This is a genomic window from Microvirga soli, from assembly GCF_016734765.1.
In the GTDB taxonomy this organism is placed as follows: Bacteria; Pseudomonadota; Alphaproteobacteria; order Rhizobiales; family Beijerinckiaceae; genus Microvirga; species Microvirga soli.
This window is the reverse complement of the sequence record NZ_JAERQE010000045.1, coordinates 18,851-34,482: the sequence shown is the minus strand read 5'-3', so window position 1 is coordinate 34,482 and position 15,632 is coordinate 18,851. Positions and strand designations below refer to the sequence as shown.

Here is a 15,632-nt window from a genome sequence, read left to right as displayed (position 1 = left end):
AGCGATGGCGTTTGTAGCTGACGGACTCGATCATGCCAGCCCATCTACACCGCTCGACCTCATGTCCGGGTTAACGTAACAACGCCCAAGAGGGGAGGGGTGGTGATGGGCCTACAGATAGGTCCTTCGGCAACCCACGTTGACCTTCTCCCTTCTCATCGATGCGCTTCGCTATCAGCATTGAACCGAGAGCTCCGTCATCGGCCTGGATGAGGTATGTGCGTGTCTTCGCAGCGAGCTGCGCCAGAATGGCCAGAGAGCCCCATCTGGCACATCTCGGAAGAAGCGCCTTAGTCTGCTCCTACGCGCCGAGCGGACCTTCATTTCATTCGCTGTGGGTTTCCCTTTGTTAAGGCTTGTTGGATGCCTGCCGCGGCGGAACGGAGCCGCGGCACGAGCGGCAGGCGTCCGATAAGCCTCAAAGTGTAACGTTGGACGAACCAGATGAAGGTCGGCTTGTCGCGCCTTTGCAGAAATTCGACTTACTTCCGGAACGTGCCAGGAGCGGTCGTTCGCCTTAGTTCACAGTGGAGCGTTGACTGAGCATACGACGCCGGTCTCAGAAAACTCGATCTGCACCTCGCCCGCGAGTTCTTGAGCCAAGCTGCGCTCAATGAGCCGTGTGCCGAAGCCACGGCGGACGGGCCTCTGGACAGGGGGGCCCTGCGTCTCTTCCCACAGCAGATGCAGGCGCGGGGAAGTGCTCGTGCCATTCAGGGTCCAGTATACCCTGATCTGCCCCATTCCGTTGGACAGGGCCCCGTATTTCACGGCATTCGTCACCAGTTCCTGAAGCGCCATCGCAAGCGGCAGCGCCATGCGCGGCGGCACCTGTACATTCGGGCCCTGGACGTGGATGCGGTTTTCCCCGCGGCTGCGGTACGGCTCGACCGCCTGCGCGACAATGTCGTGGAGAGCCACGTGTGCCCAACTTCGGTCCGTCAGCACATTGTGAACCTGCGACAGCGCGATGAGACGGCTCTCGATGGCGTCCGAGGCATGATCAAGCGAGGGCGCGTTCCGCAGTGTCTGCGAGGCGATGGACTGCACCGTCGTCAGAGTGTTTTTCACCCGATGATTGAGCTCGCCAATCAGAAGATCCTTTTCCCGCACGGACGCTCGCAGCTCGTCCACAACCCGAAGGCGCTCGATGGCGGCCCCGAGAAGATTGGCGTAGCTGCGGAGGAACTCGATGTCCGATTGCGTGAAGTCCCGGCGTTCACGGCTGTCCACCTGAAGGACGCCAAAGGGCGGACGCCCCGTGCTGCTCAGCACGAGAACGTTCACAAACGCCTTGACCCCATGCTCCTTCATAAAGTCGTGATATTCGAAGCGATCCTCCTCATCTAAATTTTTCGAAATGACCGCTCCCTCCTTGAGGGTCAGCCCCTCCGGTGAGTTCTCGGCCGCCGTCACAGTGACCTCCCCGATAACACCGGGTCTCCACCCCACGCCCGCGCGGACAGCGAAGGTCCGCCTGTCAGGCAGGAGTTCCATGAGCTTCGCCAAGTCGGTTTCGAGCGCGCGGCTTATGAGCTCACAGGCCCTGTTCAGGATGTCGTCGATGGTCTCGGTCTTGAGCGCGAAGTCCCCGAACTCTGCCAAAGCCCGCTGTTGCTCCAGCAACTCTTCTTGGTCGGTATCATTTTGGTTGGCCATCTAATCGAGCTTCGCCGTGGTAGGAGGGTGTTCAATTCTCCAAAGGTTCCAGGGTTCCAGATGCCTGATACGTTCCATGGGAGCATTACCCCCGCCACGGTGGAATGCCGTGCCAAAGGCATTCTTGAGCCATTCCAGCATATGCCTATTCACCGGATCGTCCGCAGTGGGTCAAACAGTAACTAACTACAAGTGAAATGAAGATCCGCTCAGCGCGTTAGGAGGAGACAAAGGCACTTCTTCCGAGATGTGCCAATTTCGAACATTCCTCGTCATCAATCCCGCCAACATCAACCATCAGCCGTCGTAGAATCGTCTGTCCATCGCTCATGCGAGGTTCGCCCTTATCGTTAGATGAGCCAGTGTCGGCGAACTCGGTGCAACTGAAACGCCCGTATATATTTCGTGAAGGGATAAGCTCCTGGCTGTCTTCGTTTGTCATTCATGTGACGTCAACCGACGAGGCAGTATCAGCCATGAACCGCCCGTCCGTAACAGAAGTACATCAAACACCGGCGCCCGATTCTGCAAACATCCCAGGCACGGACCCTTCGCTACGGTGCGCAGCGCTTCTCTTTGTCGCCTCCGTCAGTTTCTTCATCGGAGCAGGTCTCCTGCTGGCCAGCATCTAAGAGGAAATGTGCCTCCTTGCTGGCAATGGTTCGCCCAAGGAAACCCACATCGAGCGGAGGTGCCGATGAGGCCAATGTTCAGTACTCCCAAGCAGATCTCTATAGCGTGGCCGCTTTGCAGAAACCTAGGAGCCATTAAACCAACTATTGCCAAGCTAGGATCAGGTGCTACAAGCTTTCCTCAGAGTATGGCTTCGCACTCCGGTGGCTCCTTGGCTGAGCCTTGCAGGCAGGCGGGGCCGGTATTCTCAACCCCACGATGGTGAGCACCATGAGGGATGCACAATCCATGATACAGGATGCTGTTTCTAGCGAGCACGCCCGCCCGCTCGCCCAACAAGCCTGCTCTCATGTCGCGACCGTCCTGATCTGTCAGAACAACCTCATCCGCAGCGGCATTGAGCGCATCCTTTTAGGTACGCGGTTCGTCATCTCGGCAGAGGCCGATGAACAGACAGCAGCGCCGCTTGCTCTCTGCTTGATCTACACTGACCAAGCTGCGAACGTCGTGTGCGAGACCGTCACCCGCCTCAAGACGCGATGAAGCTTGGCAAGCAGCTCAGGCTCGCTCATCTGGTCCAGGCCAACCATCGTAAATCGAAACCCGCCGGCACCGCAGGCCCTGCGGCTTTCGCGGGCGGCAGGGGCCTGCAAATATCTACAAGGATGCAGATCAGGTGAGCCCCGACGACCAGTAATCCCGCACCTGCTGCCCGTACTCGGGCCGGGCGAACGGCTCTTCCCCAGCGGCATAGTTCGGTGCTCGCATCAGCCGCTCCTTGTCAGCATCGATGACGTAGCCCTTCTTGCTCGTGTCATAGGTCAGGGCATTCCACGGCAGCGGGTGATACTTCTGGCCGATCCCCAGAAAGCCGCCGAAGCTCATGATGGCATAGGCGACCTCGCCCGAGCGTTTGCCGACCATGAAGTTGTAGACTTCCCCAAGCTTCTCGCCCTGACGGTTGTAAACGGCCGTGCCTTCGACCTTGTTGGAGGCAATCAGGTCCGTGGTTTCGTTCTTCTCAACCGAGCTCTGGGTGCGTGACCGGCTCTGTTCGCCGACAAAGTGGCTGCCGCCGCTACTCTGTGAAGACCCGCGAGTTGAAGGGCTACTCCACGTTGTACGACGCACAGTGGTTGCGGTCATGTACCCAACAGCGCCGCCGAGGAGAATGCTGAGCAGCACAATGCTGTCCTCGAAAAAGAGATCAGCCCGCCGACGCCTGCGGAGTTCATCGTCAATGTTCCGGCGTGCGTCAGCGCGGGCCTCCAGATCATGCTTTGGGTAGCTTGGCCTGCGTGAAGCCTCACCATCATAAGACTGAGGTTCAGCGCCAAACCTGTCCTGAGAGCTTGCGGCTCGATAGGTGTCGCCCATTGAGGTTCCCTCCTGAGAATAGATCAGCTCTTCCCAAGCCCTGCTGATTAACCCGACGGGCTAGCGATGGTTCAGGTGATCTTGATCTGTCAGGAGTTGGGCTATTCACGTGATAGGGTCGCCCGTCTGCACCTCCGGCAGCTTCTGCCGCTGCGCTTGCTGCCTGACCATCACCGGCTTCTCGGGCGGCAACGGCACGGCGGCTGTCTCGACCAGCGTGTTGCCCCTCTGAGCCAAAGCCACCGGTGCTATGAGGATAGCAGCGAGAGCAGTCGCGCGGCGGAGCAGGTTACTGACCTCGCCCTTGGTCTCGGAACCTATCTTCAACCCTCCGACGGTGTTCGGGCTCCAGCGATCAGCCTAGTTCATCTTGCCCGCAGCACTGAGAGGCGGCCCAGGGCGGATGGACTAGCGCCGCCGTACGCGCCGCCGTTGGTTGTCGCCCTGGACCTCGTCTATGACGCCGCCGGGTGCGCCAGCCACCGCGCCGGCCCCAGCGCCAACCACCGCTCCGACTGGTCCGCCCACCACCGCTCCGGCAGTGGCACCGACTGCCGTGCTGGTGCCCTGTTGTCGGGTGGCGCAGGCCCCGGCCAGGAGACACAGGGCTGCCACGAGCGCGAGCTTTTGCATAGATCTCCTCCATGTGGTCTGAGTGACGACCATTGGGACAACTCAGCCAGAACTGGACAGTTCGAGGGTCGGACCGGCACATCCGTAATAGGTCGGGTACCGCCACAGGCTCGAAGGATAGGTGTCGCGATGAGCCCGCGCGGTGTTGTCCACGGTGCGGGCCAGGATATCTCGGAACCTCTGGCACCATTGCCGCTTAACTTGGATCAACAAGATCAAGAATAGGTCGCCTCGCGCGGCCGAACTTAGGGACGGGCACCCTCGAATATCAGTCTCAGACGAGTAAATGCCTGCCAAGCACGAGTAACTGCCTGATCGCTTCAGCGTCATGCGTGTGTGTTTTGGTGCAAGCGATATGACTGTGTCACACGCTATGGGCCAAGCTGAAGCTTGGGCCCTTCAACTCGACAGATTGTGAGGGACAATGACGACCAACAGACGATATACCCAAGCCCCGCCGGACAAGGCGAACGAGCTCTTCGGCAGGCTGCTCGCCACGTCCGACAATGCGGTCAAAACCCGTGAGCGGCTCCTCGCTTACCTGAAGGAAGAGCTGGAGCTTCTCGCCTCCTTGCAAGAGGAACACCTGTTTCCTGTGCTGACCCGGCACGGGATGCAGGATCTCGTGCGGGAGGCCACCACCGACAACCAGCAAACGGCTGTTCTCCTGGGTGAGCTGGAGCGCATGCCGAAGAACAGCGCTGAGTTCTTCGACAAGGTGACGGAGCTCAGACGAGCCTTCCAGCAGCACATCCGAGATGACCGCAAGGAACTGCTTCCCGCGGTGCTCAAGGTGCTAAGTGACGAGGAGGCCAACGCCATGGCCGAGACAGTGGAGGATGAAATGGCCAACATTGATGAAATGAAGCGAATCGAGGCTCGACGGGCCCGTGAGCAGGGCGAAGCGGTGCAGCGGGTCACCGAGGATGTGGCCGACACATTGCGCGCAGGTGTCGAAAGTGCTCAGACCATGGCTCAGGCCATGCAGGAGGCGGTGACCAACAGCTTCAGCGCCTTCTCGGAGCTGGCCCGCCGCTCCACGGGGCAGACGCTGCTGTTGGCAAGCCGGCCAGAGGGTGAGGTCCAGGGGGTGACCGAGGAGGCAGCGCACAACCTACGAGCTGTGGCCCAGTCCGGCACGGCCTTGGCCCGTGGGCTCCAGGAGGTGTCGCGCGAAGTAGTCTCCCTCAGCCAGCAGCGCCTGCAACGCAACCTCGAAGGCTTACAGGCTCTGGCCCGCTGCCGTTCGATGACGGACTTCGTCGAGGTGCAGAGCTCGCTGCTGCGCGACAACTTGGAACAGACGGTCGAGAACAGCCGGCGCCTCGCCGAGCTCGCGCTTCAGATGACCGATGAGGCTACCAAAACCGTGACCGTGCAGGGTGAGAAAACCGCCCAGCGTTTCAACCGCGCGGCCTGAGCCTCACGCTGGGCTTTGACAGCCAAGCTCCCGGCTTTCGTGCCGGGAGCCCTGCCATCACAAACATGCCGGCGCTCTATCGCCTTATGCGGTTAGATCCCCATCGATAGGCTCAACCTGCGATTCGAACTGTGTCACGCTTCCAGGGATCCGCGTTCCGGCACCCCAAGCTCGTCGAGCATGTGTCCAGCAGCGCTGGCAACTCACGACCGTGCTGCGTGAAACCCGCTGCGTTGGGTTCCGTTGAACTGGAGGCATCGAAGCGGAAAGCGAGTTGTCTCATGAAAAAGGCAGGCCCAAGCACAGGTCACGCTCATCGCCAGCGCCCGGAACAGACAAGTGCGACCAGTACCGCTGATCGGGCTCGTGACAAAGCGGGCAACGGGTCGAGCCATCAAGCCCCGGACCGCTCGCAACTGGAGCAGATCATTGCTGGCCTGACCGAAGGCGTGATCCTGGTCGAGCCGGATCAGATCATAACCTATGCCAACGAAGCCGCCCTTGAGATGCACGGGGTCAGGACTCTCGATGAACTCGGCCGCAACGTTGACGAGTATCGTCAGAACTTCGTCGTGCGCCACCACAGCAGCGATCTCCTCGACCATGGCTACTATCCCATCGATCGTGTTGTGGCCGGCGAGGCCTTCGAGGACGTCGTAGTTGTGGTGGCGCACCAATCCAACCAGGACCGCGATCGGACTCACCGTATCCGCAGTCTTGTCATCACCGATCATGCCGGCAATCCCGATTGTCTCGTGCTCATCGTTCATGATGTCAGCGCGCAAATCGAGGCTGAGCACCGCTTCGAGCGCGCCTTTGCGGCCAACCCAGCGCCCGCCATCATCTGCCGTCTCACGGATCTGCGCTTCGTCAGGGTGAACGAGGGCTTTCTGGAGCTCACCTGCTACAAACGCGAGGACGTCCTGGGTCGAAGCGTCTACGAGATCGACGTGCTGGAACGTGGCGAACGCCGCAACCTCGCCCTCGAGCGGCTACGGGCGGGCGAGACCATCCCGCAGATGGAAGCCTGTCTCACCGTGCCCAGCGATCCCGGCGGGCGCCAAGTGGTGGTGGCAGGCCAGCCGATTGAGGTCGGCGAGGAGCCGTGCATGCTGTTCACCTTCGCCGACTTGGAGCCGCGCCGGAAGGCTGAGACGGCGTTGCGACAGTCCGAGGAGCGCTTTGCCAAAGCCTTTTGCCTGGCCCCTGTGCCCACCAGCATCAGCACCGCCGACGATCAGCGGATCATCGAGGTGAACGAGGCCTTCGCCAGGGTGCTCGGCTATCGGGCACAAGACCTAGTCGGCCACGCCGCACATGACATCGGTCTCTGGGTCGACGATGGGGAACGCTACCGCTTCGAGGCCGAGCTCACAACGAAAGGATCCATCAGGGACTTTGAAGCCCGCCTGCGGGTGAAAGGCGGCGGTGAGATCGACTGTCTTGTCTCTGCCGAAGCCATCACACTCAGTGATCGCACGTGCATCTTGTGCTCGTTCCAGGACATTACCGCCCGCCGGCGCTCGGAGGAGGAACTCGTCAAAGCCATTGAGGCCGTGATGGCGGACGCATCCTGGTTCAGCCGCGGTGTGGTCGAGAAGCTCGCCGCCTTGCGCCACCCGCCCCGCCCGGGGCAGTCACCGACACAAGCAGCCGCCAGTGTGGCCGATCTGACACCTCGAGAGCGCGAGGTGCTCACCCTCGTCTGCCAAGGCAAGAGCGACCCCGAGATCGGGACGGAGCTCGAGCTCGCCCGCAATACGGTACGCAACCACGTCGCGTCACTGTACCAGAAGCTCGGCGTCAACCGGCGCAGCGCCCTAGTCGTGTGGGCGCGGGAGCGTGGCATCGGGGCTGAGGGTGTCGCGGCCAAGCTCCCAAAGGCGCCGAAAGGCGGTGCGGAAAAACCGGGTTGGGTAGTGCGGAACAACCACCAGAAAAATAGGTGAACTTTAATGATTTGAATGGGTTAGGAGCTGTGGTAACACAGTCAGCAGACTGGTTGTCATGGGCACATCATCTTACCCCAGAGGCGATCATGGCCAAGGATCGGGTTGCAGGCAGCGCGAAGCAGGCGAAGGGCTCCGTCAAGGAAGCCATTGGCAAGATTACAGGCGACAGCAAGACCCAGACTGAAGGGTCTGCCGAGAAGACAGCAGGTCTGGCGCAGAATGCCGTTGGCGGCATCAAGGACACGATGCGCGACGCCACCAAACCTCGTTGACTAGCGACTTGGTGGCACCAGCAGAAGCCGCGCAGCTCGGCTGATGCGGCTGCTGACCTAATGCCATCGAGTCATAAAGACCATAGCTCGCGGGCTTCCCGCGGGCACGGACAGCAGTGCGCGCTAATCTCTGGAGAGTGACCATGGTGACGCTGTCGAAGCTGACGACTGATCCAAGGCATGAACGACGCCCTTCTCGACAGCAAATAGGTGCGTTGGCCTACGCTGTCCTGGACAGCAGCGTCCAAGCTCATCTCGGCCAACACCTGCGGACCTTCTATGGCGATCCTGCCGCGGACAAACTCCCGTCGAACCTCGCCCGGCTTCTTGATCGGGTTGCACAGGTTATCCGTGCCCGCACTGAGTTGGTCGACCAATCATTCATCGATGGAATTCTGGCAAGCGTGATGTCGCTGCGCGCTTTCGCAATCTCCCTGACGCGCGATGCCGATCAGGCCGAAGACTTGGTGCAGGAGACGGTGCTGCGGGCCGTCAGCAAGCACGAGCAGTTCGTGGCCGGCACGAACCTCCAGGCATGGCTCTTCACCATTTTACGTAACCAATTCTTCTCAGAGCATCGCAAGAGTATGCGCGAGGTGGAGGATGGGGACGGATCCTATGCCGCAACGCTGATTGCTCTGCCGGAGCAGGAAGACAGAATCATGATTCATGATCTTGAGGCAGCTCTCCGCAAACTGCCCGAGGGACAACGTGAGGCGATCCTGCTAGTGGGCGCGGACGGGCTGTCCTATGAGGAAGCCGCCCAAGTCCTCGGCTGTGCGGTCGGCACTGTCAAGAGCCGGGTCAACCGTGCTCGCAACTGCCTTGCTGAGTTCATGAGGCTCGCCGGCGAGGATGGCCTTGCCAAATCCCATATTGCGGAACTGTGAGAGCTGCCAAGCGCAGGAGAAGATGGCAATGCTCAATGACGTTGAGAAGAGCACCGAAACGGTCTTCGCTTTCGAGTGTCGCGCCAAAGTTGGCGTGGAGGATGGACGCGGCACCAGTGTAATGGGCACAGGCATAACAAGCCCGTTAGTAGCGAGTGATTGTCACCGAGTGGAGAGAGCGACTCAGCGCCGAGCACGCCGTGGTTTGGCAGGGGAACAACCATCATGAGACTGTCGGATCTTACTCCAACGATGCGGCTTGCCCGAGCCTCTCTTGCTCGTCTCTTGGAACTGCCAGTCTCGGCTGCCCTCAAGACCAGCAGAATGGGCAATGATGCTCATCAACTCCGTGCTTCGTATGACAAGCCTGCCGACGACAAGCGTATCGAGCCGCAGCACCGGCTTATCCACCCTGATTCCATACCGATCGGCGAAGCCTTCATCAAAGGAATCGTGACGAACCTTCCTTCGCTTCGCTGTTTTGCAACCTCGCTCGCGCGGAGTGTCGATCAGGCGGAGGACCTCGTGCAGGAGACGGTACTCAGAGCCATCAACAATCAGGAGAAGTTCGAACCCGGCACGAACCTCCAGGTGTGGCTCTTCGCGATCCTGCGCAACCTGTTCTGCTCGGCCTGCCGCAGAAGCAAACGTGAGGTGGAGGATGCGGATGGATCCTATGCCGCAACGCTGATCTCCATCCCGGATCACGATGACAGGCTCATGCTGAAGGATCTTGCAGCCGCACTGGCGAAGCTGCCCGAGGGGCAGCGCAAAGCGATCCTGCTCGTGGGCGCAGAAGGCATGAGCTACGAAGCAGCGGCTCAAACCCTAGGCTGTGCGATCGGCACGATCCAGAGCCGTGTAAACCGAGCCCGGAACCATCTGGCCGAACTGATGGGTCTTGAGTGGAGAGAACAGCGTCGCCGAGGGGCAACCAAGGCAAAAATGTCCGCTGTAAGACCAGCATTGGGTTAGCGTCAGTCCACCAGCCGAGACCATGTGGGGAGCGATTGGAAAGGCACAACAGTGGTGTTTGGAGCAATCCGTGTTAGTCTTTCCGCCCCTTTGTAGGAGGGAGATCCTGAATACCGAGCAGTTCGGCCAGGTCGATGCCGAGGCCATGTCCGTCTACCGCCGCGCGTTGGGGTACTTCGCGGCCGACCGGGTTTGGATCGCCGCCCTCGTTGCTCTGATCGGCGTGTCCATCTGCGTGGGTCTGCTTGAGACATGGCCGCTGGCGGTCCTGATTGACAGCGTCCTAACGGGCCAGCCCAAAGGTGATTGGGTGCACGCCCTCTTCGTGTCGGTCCTGCCCGCCGACAAGGTGGGGCAGGTGGTTGGCCTCGTCCTGATGGGCATGGGGCTCCACATCATCGGCTATGCCGCCTGGTTCGGCCGGATGATGATCAACTACCACCTGAACTACCGGGGCACCACGCGGGTCCGCCACGATCTGTTCCGGAAGCTCCAGCATCTCGGCCTGACCTATCACCGCAGCCGCCCGCAAGGAGACGCGATCTACCGGCTGACTACCGACGCTTTCGGCCCCTGGGGCATCATGGACACGGTGATCGGCACGAGTGTCGCGGCCGTAACCCTGGCGGTGATGACGGCCATTCTCCTGTCGCGGAATGTCTCTCTGACCCTCGCAGCCTTTACGGTGGCTCCGTTCATGATTTGGAGCAACTGGCGCTTTGGTGTCCGCATCCATGAGCGGGCTCTCGCGTCAAAACAGGTCGATGCCGATCTCACCAGCTCCATCCAGCAGGCGATGGTGCGCGTGCCGCTGGCGCAGACCTATCAGCGGGAGGCTTACGAGTTCCGCCGCTTTCGCGGAGCGGTCGGGCGCAGCGTTCGGGCGCTGCTACGCCTGAACCTTCAGGAGCAACTCTATCCCCTCGCCCGCGACAGCGTTCTCGCCGTGGGCGGCGCCATCATCCTCGGCTACGGCGGCTATCTCGTGTACCGCGACCAGTTCGTGTCTCCGGTCGAAGGTGGGATGACGGTCGGTCTTCTGATCGTGTTCATGGACTATGTCCGCAAGCTGTGGGAGCCGCTGAAGTGGCTCACCGAGTTCGTCGCCAAGGTGAGGATCTTCGAGGCTGCAACCCGTCGGGCGTTCCGTGTCCTCGATACACCGGAGGGGATTACCGAAGCTCCGGGAGCTGCAAGCCTGCCCGTTTCCTCGCGGACGCTGGTGCTGGACCGAGTCGGTTTTGCCTACCGACCCGGTTATCCGATCCTGCACGATTTCTGCGCTACAATCCGGCCCGGCGAGATGGTGGCGTTCGTCGGAGCGAGCGGCGCCGGCAAGAGCACGCTTCTGGCCCTGATGTTGCGGCTTTACGATCCAACCACAGGCGCGGTGCGCCTGGATGGCATTGATCTCCGCGCGGCGCGGCTGATGGATGCCCGCGCGCATATGGCACTTGTCGGGCAGGACAGCCTCATGCTCCCCGCAAGCATCACCGCCAACATCGCCTATGGCCGGCCGGGCGCGAGCCGATACGAGATCGACCGAGCCGCTGAGCTCGCGGGGGCTGCGGCCTTCATCCAAGACCATCCGGAGGGCTACGAGACCGTTCTGACCGAGGGCGGTCAGAACCTCTCGGGCGGACAGCGCCAGCGGCTTGCCATCGCCCGGGCGCTGCTGACACGCGCGCCGTTCCTTATCCTCGATGAACCGACCAGCGCCCTTGATCCGCACCATGAGCAGCTTCTCCTGGAAACGCTGCAATCGCTCAGGGGCGGACGCACGATTGTGCTCGTGACGCATCGGCTCGAGAGCGTCGTTGGCTGCGATCAGGTCTTCGTCATGGATGCCGGCCGGATTGTCGAGCGCGGCACCCACCACGAACTTCTTGAGCGCAATGGCCACTACGCCAGGATGTGGTCTGGAGCCTCTGGTCCTCCAGATGCGAGAGTCGAGCTTGAGGGCTGGCGCCCGAGGCATCGCCCGCGTCACGACGGGCGGGAGGGCTAGGATCCGAGTGCCAAACCCGGGAGCAGGACATGCGAGACCTGGAGAACGACAGGGCCGTCGAAGCAAGCGCGATTGTTGGTGGAGACCGCGCCGAAGCGAATGAAGGAAAGCTTCATCAAGCTCTCAGGAACTACGCGGCCCGCCTCCCGCCGCAGGTTCTCTGCAATGTCCGCTCAGACCTGTTCGCCAGCTTCCTGATTGGCGGATTTGAGTGCTCAACCCACCGCCACCAACATGGACGGCGCCTCGACCTGATCGCGGGCACAGGCCACGATCGGCATGCTGAGGCCGATTACCGGATGCTGGCGGAGCATGGGATCCGCATCGTGCGTGACGGCTTCCGGTGGCACTTGATCGAGAGCACGCCCGGTCACTACGACTGGTCGAGCTTTCTGCCCCAGCTTCGGGCGGCACGGGACACTGGAACCCAGGTCATCTGGGACATCTGCCATTGGGGCTGGCCGGACGATCTCGACATCTGGTCGCCTGCGTTCATCGACCGCTTTGCACGCTTCGCACGTGCCGCCGCCCAGGTCGTCCGTGATGAGACCGATGCCGTGCCTTTCTATGTGCCGGTGAACGAGATTTCGTTCTGGTCGTGGGCGGGCGGGAGCCTCGCGTACATCAACCCGCTCGCAACAGGACGCGGCAACGAGCTCAAGGCAATCCTTGTGCGAGCATCAATCGCGGCGATCGAAGCCGTGCGCGAGGTCGAGCCACGGGCTCGCATTGTCCACGCGGAGCCGGCAATCCACGTCGTTCCGCGCTCCGCTCATCCGCAGGACATCCAGGCGGCCCAGCATTACACCTTGGCGCAGTTCGAGGCGCTGGACTTCCTGTCAGGGTACCACCGCCCCGAGCTGGGCGGCCGGTCTGACTACGTCGACATCGTTGGCGTGAACTATTACCTCCACAACCAGTGGATTGATGGCGACCTGCCGATTGCGGTCGACCATCCGCAGTACCGCTCGTTCTCCAACCTCCTGCGCGACACATACGAGCGTTACAGGCGCCCGCTGTTTCTCGCCGAGACCGGGATCGAAGGTGACCTGCGCCCGGCCTGGCTCCGCATCATCGGGCATGAGGTCATCGCTGCGCGGAAGGCAGGCGTCCCGGTCGACGGGATCTGTCTCTATCCTATCCTGGACTATCCTGGTTGGAACGATGACCGGCATTGTCATACCGGCCTCTTCGGCTATCCCGATGGGGAAGGTGTCCGTCCCCTCTGCCAGGCATTCGCCGAAGAACTGGCTTGGACCGGCATCAAGAGGTGAGCCTTCCTGATCCGCCTGAACGGGATCTTCTCGCCCATTCTGCTCCCCAGGATCTGTTCCCCCCTTAGGCGCGCGGCTGCGGAAAGGGGCGCGGGACAGGTGTCTGACCTGGAACTGGCTTTGGCACTCCGCTTGAAGGTGTAGGCGGGACGTGCAACGGCGTCTTCGTCCCGGGCTGGTCAGGAGGCGTCGGATCGGAGCGCACCGGCTCGGAGGCAGGAGGATCAGGCTGAGAGCAGCAGTAGGATGGTGTGCTGGCCATGAGAATATTCCTTGTGGCAAGCGGTTCACGATCACTCATGGAGGATCGACGTTCAGATCAAGAATAAGCCGGCCAGGAGGCAGCAACAAAGGATATGTTGCCTTACCTCCCCGGATCAGATGCTCACGTACTCAGGGAGCGCTGGGACTATCGCCTCTGTTTATGGCCTTCAGCTCTGACGTCCAAGAGTGATCATCTTGAAGCAATGAATGGGTGCTTCATCGGCCATTCAGGCAGAGAGGCTTACAACCTTTGCCGTTAGGAAGTGTCATCCCACTCAGGTGAGACAGAACACCGCAACCCAAAAGTAGCAGAAGCGTTCAAATCCCGTTGCCTCCGGCCGCGAATAGCGGCACAGCAGCGGCCTCTCAAAAACAACAAGCTAAGACAGTGTCGGCACTCCCATCCGGGCAGCGTCGGCGCCGGGGCAATCAACAACAATGTCGAACTCGATCGCGGTGCCGAACCACCCTTCGGCGCAGGGCCGGCGCGCGCCTTGGCGCGCTCTTACGGCTCTAACCTCCAACTGGACTGCCGTTGCTTTCTTTCAGGATGTATGGCGTCTCGCTCAGCCCTATTGGGGATCCGGGGAGAAATGGTACGCCCGCGGGATGCTGGCTCTCCTGCTCGCGATAAAGCTCGCGGCCATCTACATCTGCGTGCAGCAGAACGAGTGGTACAATAGTTTCCACTCAGCCCTCCAGGCAAACGACATCCAGGCCTTCTTCAAGCAGATCGGCATCTTCGGGCTGATCGCCGGCAGCTACACGATCTCGCTCGTGTCTTCGAACTGGGCTGCGGAGAGCCTGAAGCTGCGGTGGCGCGACTGGCTGGTGCGGCAGTACATGGGCGACTGGCTCTCCAGCCGGGCTTATTACCGGATCCAGCTCGAAGGCCGGTCGAGTGCCAACCCCGACCAGCAGATCGTGGAAGATCTCGGCCTGTTTGCCGGGCAGACGCTAAACCTCCTTGTCGGCTTCCTCGACATGGCCGTCAGCCTGATCGCCTTCACGAGCATCCTCTGGGGCCTGGGCGGCACCGTCACGGTCGCGGGCATATCAGTGGCTGGCTACATGGTGTTTGCCGTCTTCGGCTACGCGTTTCTGGCGAGTTGGATTACCCACAGGATCGGCAATCCTCTGGCGGGCCTCCACAGCGCCAACCAGCGTCTGGAAAGCGAGTTCCGCTATGGCCTCGTGCGTCTGCGCGAGAACGCCGAGACGGTCGCCTTCTACGGCGGCGAAACCCAGGAGCGTCGTGTCCTCAATGAGCGTTGGAGCGGCGTGGTCGAGAACTTCTGGGCTATGATGCGGCGCGAGCGGGCGATGGCCTGCTTCACCCATTCCTACACCCAGTTCAGCATCATCGTGCCGTTCCTGCTGGCCGCCCCGCGCTACTTTGCGGGCCAGATCAGCTTTGGTCAGGTGATGCAGGTCACGGCGGCCTTTGCGACGGTCCAAGGATGCTTGAACTACTTCATTAACAGCTACCGCGAGATTGCGCACTGGAGGGCGACGACAGAACGCCTGAAGATGTTCCGGGCCGACCTGGATCAGGCACGGGCGAGCGAGCACAGCCCCTTTGTCCGGATGTATGGGGCCGGGAGAATAGGCGTGCAGGACTTGCATCTGTCCCTGCCGAACGGGCGTGCGCTGGTCAGCGGCGTCGACCTCTCGGTCGAACAGGGCAAGGCGCTGCTGATCCGAGGTCCCTCCGGCACGGGCAAGAGCACGGTGCTGCGGGCGATTGCAGGTCTGTGGCCTTACGGCCGTGGCAACGTCTCCGTCACGTCGGGTGCTTCGTTCTTTCTGCCCCAGCGGCCCTACCTGCCGCTCGGAACGCTGCGGCAGGCGATCTTCTATCCTGCTCCTGCAAGAACAGACGACGCGGAGATCAGCCACATCCTGCGCAGCGTCGGCCTGGAGCACCTGATCGACCGCCTGGATATGGTGGAGCCCTGGAGCCAGCGCCTGTCGGGTGGCGAGCAGCAGCGGCTGGCCTTCTCGCGCGTTCTGCTGGCCAGGCCGGAGACGGTATTCCTGGATGAGGCGACGTCCGCTCTCGACGAGGAGGCCGAACGCAACGTGTATACGCTGCTGCGCAACGCGGAGTGGAAGCCCACCATCGTCAGCATCGGCCACCGCTCGACTCTGGTCGGCTACCATGATGAGACGTTGGATTTGAAACGGGCGGCCTGAGCGATTGAACGGCCCTTTTACCTAGTCGTCTCCGCTCAATATGCGTGCGGCGGCAGATCGAACTAAGATGACTACGCAC

General features: G+C 61.3%; 13 protein-coding genes. 9 read left to right on the top strand and 4 right to left on the bottom strand.

Annotation, left to right across the window (positions count from 1 at the left end):
* Positions 1-522 precede the first annotated feature (522 nt).
* Complete coding sequence (locus JKL45_RS24020) at positions 523-1,659, bottom strand: sensor histidine kinase (RefSeq protein ID WP_201864313.1); 1,137 nt, start codon at positions 1,657-1,659, stop codon at positions 523-525.
* Positions 1,660-2,580: 921 nt separating this feature from the next.
* Here JKL45_RS24020 and JKL45_RS24015 point away from each other — a divergent pair.
* The gene (locus JKL45_RS24015) at positions 2,581-2,835 is read left to right on the top strand and encodes a hypothetical protein (protein WP_201864312.1); all 255 of its coding nucleotides are present in this window, start codon (positions 2,581-2,583) and stop codon (positions 2,833-2,835) included.
* Between the two features lie 129 nt (positions 2,836-2,964).
* On the opposite strand, the gene JKL45_RS24010 is transcribed toward JKL45_RS24015, so the two are convergent.
* The 3 genes from JKL45_RS24010 to JKL45_RS24000 form a co-directional block, all read right to left on the bottom strand.
* Positions 2,965-3,477 (bottom strand): PRC-barrel domain-containing protein, encoded by a 513-nt coding sequence (locus tag JKL45_RS24010; RefSeq protein WP_312897030.1) that lies wholly within the window; start codon positions 3,475-3,477, stop codon positions 2,965-2,967.
* A 297-nt stretch (positions 3,478-3,774) separates the two neighbouring features.
* Positions 3,775-3,996 carry a hypothetical protein gene (locus JKL45_RS24005; protein ID WP_201864311.1) on the bottom strand — a complete coding sequence of 74 codons (222 nt, stop codon included), beginning with the start codon at positions 3,994-3,996 and terminating at the stop codon, positions 3,775-3,777.
* Between the two features lie 81 nt (positions 3,997-4,077).
* Entirely contained in the window at positions 4,078-4,302 is a 225-nt protein-coding gene (locus JKL45_RS24000) for a YMGG-like glycine zipper-containing protein (RefSeq protein ID WP_201864310.1), read from the bottom strand.
* 424 nt (positions 4,303-4,726) lie between these two features.
* Between JKL45_RS24000 and JKL45_RS23995 the strand changes: the two genes are divergently transcribed.
* The 8 genes from JKL45_RS23995 to JKL45_RS23960 all read left to right on the top strand — a co-directional run bounded on the left by JKL45_RS23995 (position 4,727) and on the right by JKL45_RS23960 (position 15,553).
* Positions 4,727-5,722: a phasin family protein gene (locus JKL45_RS23995; protein ID WP_201864309.1), complete on the top strand. Its 996-nt coding sequence runs from the start codon at positions 4,727-4,729 to the stop codon at positions 5,720-5,722.
* Between the two features lie 281 nt (positions 5,723-6,003).
* Complete coding sequence (locus tag JKL45_RS23990) at positions 6,004-7,671, top strand: helix-turn-helix transcriptional regulator (protein ID WP_201864308.1); 1,668 nt, start codon at positions 6,004-6,006, stop codon at positions 7,669-7,671.
* An 89-nt stretch (positions 7,672-7,760) separates the two neighbouring features.
* Positions 7,761-7,946 carry a CsbD family protein gene (locus tag JKL45_RS23985; RefSeq protein WP_201864307.1) on the top strand — a complete coding sequence of 62 codons (186 nt, stop codon included), beginning with the start codon at positions 7,761-7,763 and terminating at the stop codon, positions 7,944-7,946.
* 215 nt (positions 7,947-8,161) lie between these two features.
* Positions 8,162-8,836: a sigma-70 family RNA polymerase sigma factor gene (locus JKL45_RS23980; RefSeq protein WP_246498891.1), complete on the top strand. Its 675-nt coding sequence runs from the start codon at positions 8,162-8,164 to the stop codon at positions 8,834-8,836.
* 225 nt (positions 8,837-9,061) lie between these two features.
* Entirely contained in the window at positions 9,062-9,811 is a 750-nt protein-coding gene (locus JKL45_RS23975) for a sigma-70 family RNA polymerase sigma factor (RefSeq protein ID WP_246498889.1), read from the top strand.
* A 70-nt stretch (positions 9,812-9,881) separates the two neighbouring features.
* Positions 9,882-11,819 carry an ABC transporter ATP-binding protein gene (locus JKL45_RS23970; protein WP_312897029.1) on the top strand — a complete coding sequence of 646 codons (1,938 nt, stop codon included), beginning with the start codon at positions 9,882-9,884 and terminating at the stop codon, positions 11,817-11,819.
* Positions 11,820-11,848: 29 nt separating this feature from the next.
* Entirely contained in the window at positions 11,849-13,093 is a 1,245-nt protein-coding gene (locus JKL45_RS23965; protein WP_201864305.1) for a glycoside hydrolase family 1 protein, read from the top strand.
* Between the two features lie 702 nt (positions 13,094-13,795).
* Positions 13,796-15,553: an ABC transporter ATP-binding protein/permease gene (locus tag JKL45_RS23960; protein WP_201864304.1), complete on the top strand. Its 1,758-nt coding sequence runs from the start codon at positions 13,796-13,798 to the stop codon at positions 15,551-15,553.
* Positions 15,554-15,632: the final 79 nt, after the last annotated feature.

What these genes read in the sequence shown, in the direction of transcription:
- JKL45_RS23965 (WP_201864305.1), top strand. Translation starts at nt 11,849, where the DNA reads ATGCGAGACCTGGAGAACGACAGGGCCGTCGAAGCAAGCGCGATTGTT.
- JKL45_RS23975 (WP_246498889.1), top strand. Translation starts at nt 9,062, where the DNA reads ATGAGACTGTCGGATCTTACTCCAACGATGCGGCTTGCCCGAGCCTCT.
- JKL45_RS23995 (WP_201864309.1), top strand. Translation starts at nt 4,727, where the DNA reads ATGACGACCAACAGACGATATACCCAAGCCCCGCCGGACAAGGCGAAC.
- JKL45_RS23960 (WP_201864304.1), top strand. Translation starts at nt 13,796, where the DNA reads ATGTCGAACTCGATCGCGGTGCCGAACCACCCTTCGGCGCAGGGCCGG.
- JKL45_RS23990 (WP_201864308.1), top strand. Translation starts at nt 6,004, where the DNA reads ATGAAAAAGGCAGGCCCAAGCACAGGTCACGCTCATCGCCAGCGCCCG.
- JKL45_RS23985 (WP_201864307.1), top strand. Translation starts at nt 7,761, where the DNA reads ATGGCCAAGGATCGGGTTGCAGGCAGCGCGAAGCAGGCGAAGGGCTCC.
- JKL45_RS24000 (WP_201864310.1), bottom strand. Translation starts at nt 4,302, where the DNA reads ATGCAAAAGCTCGCGCTCGTGGCAGCCCTGTGTCTCCTGGCCGGGGCC.
- JKL45_RS24020 (WP_201864313.1), bottom strand. Translation starts at nt 1,659, where the DNA reads ATGGCCAACCAAAATGATACCGACCAAGAAGAGTTGCTGGAGCAACAG.
- JKL45_RS24015 (WP_201864312.1), top strand. Translation starts at nt 2,581, where the DNA reads ATGATACAGGATGCTGTTTCTAGCGAGCACGCCCGCCCGCTCGCCCAA.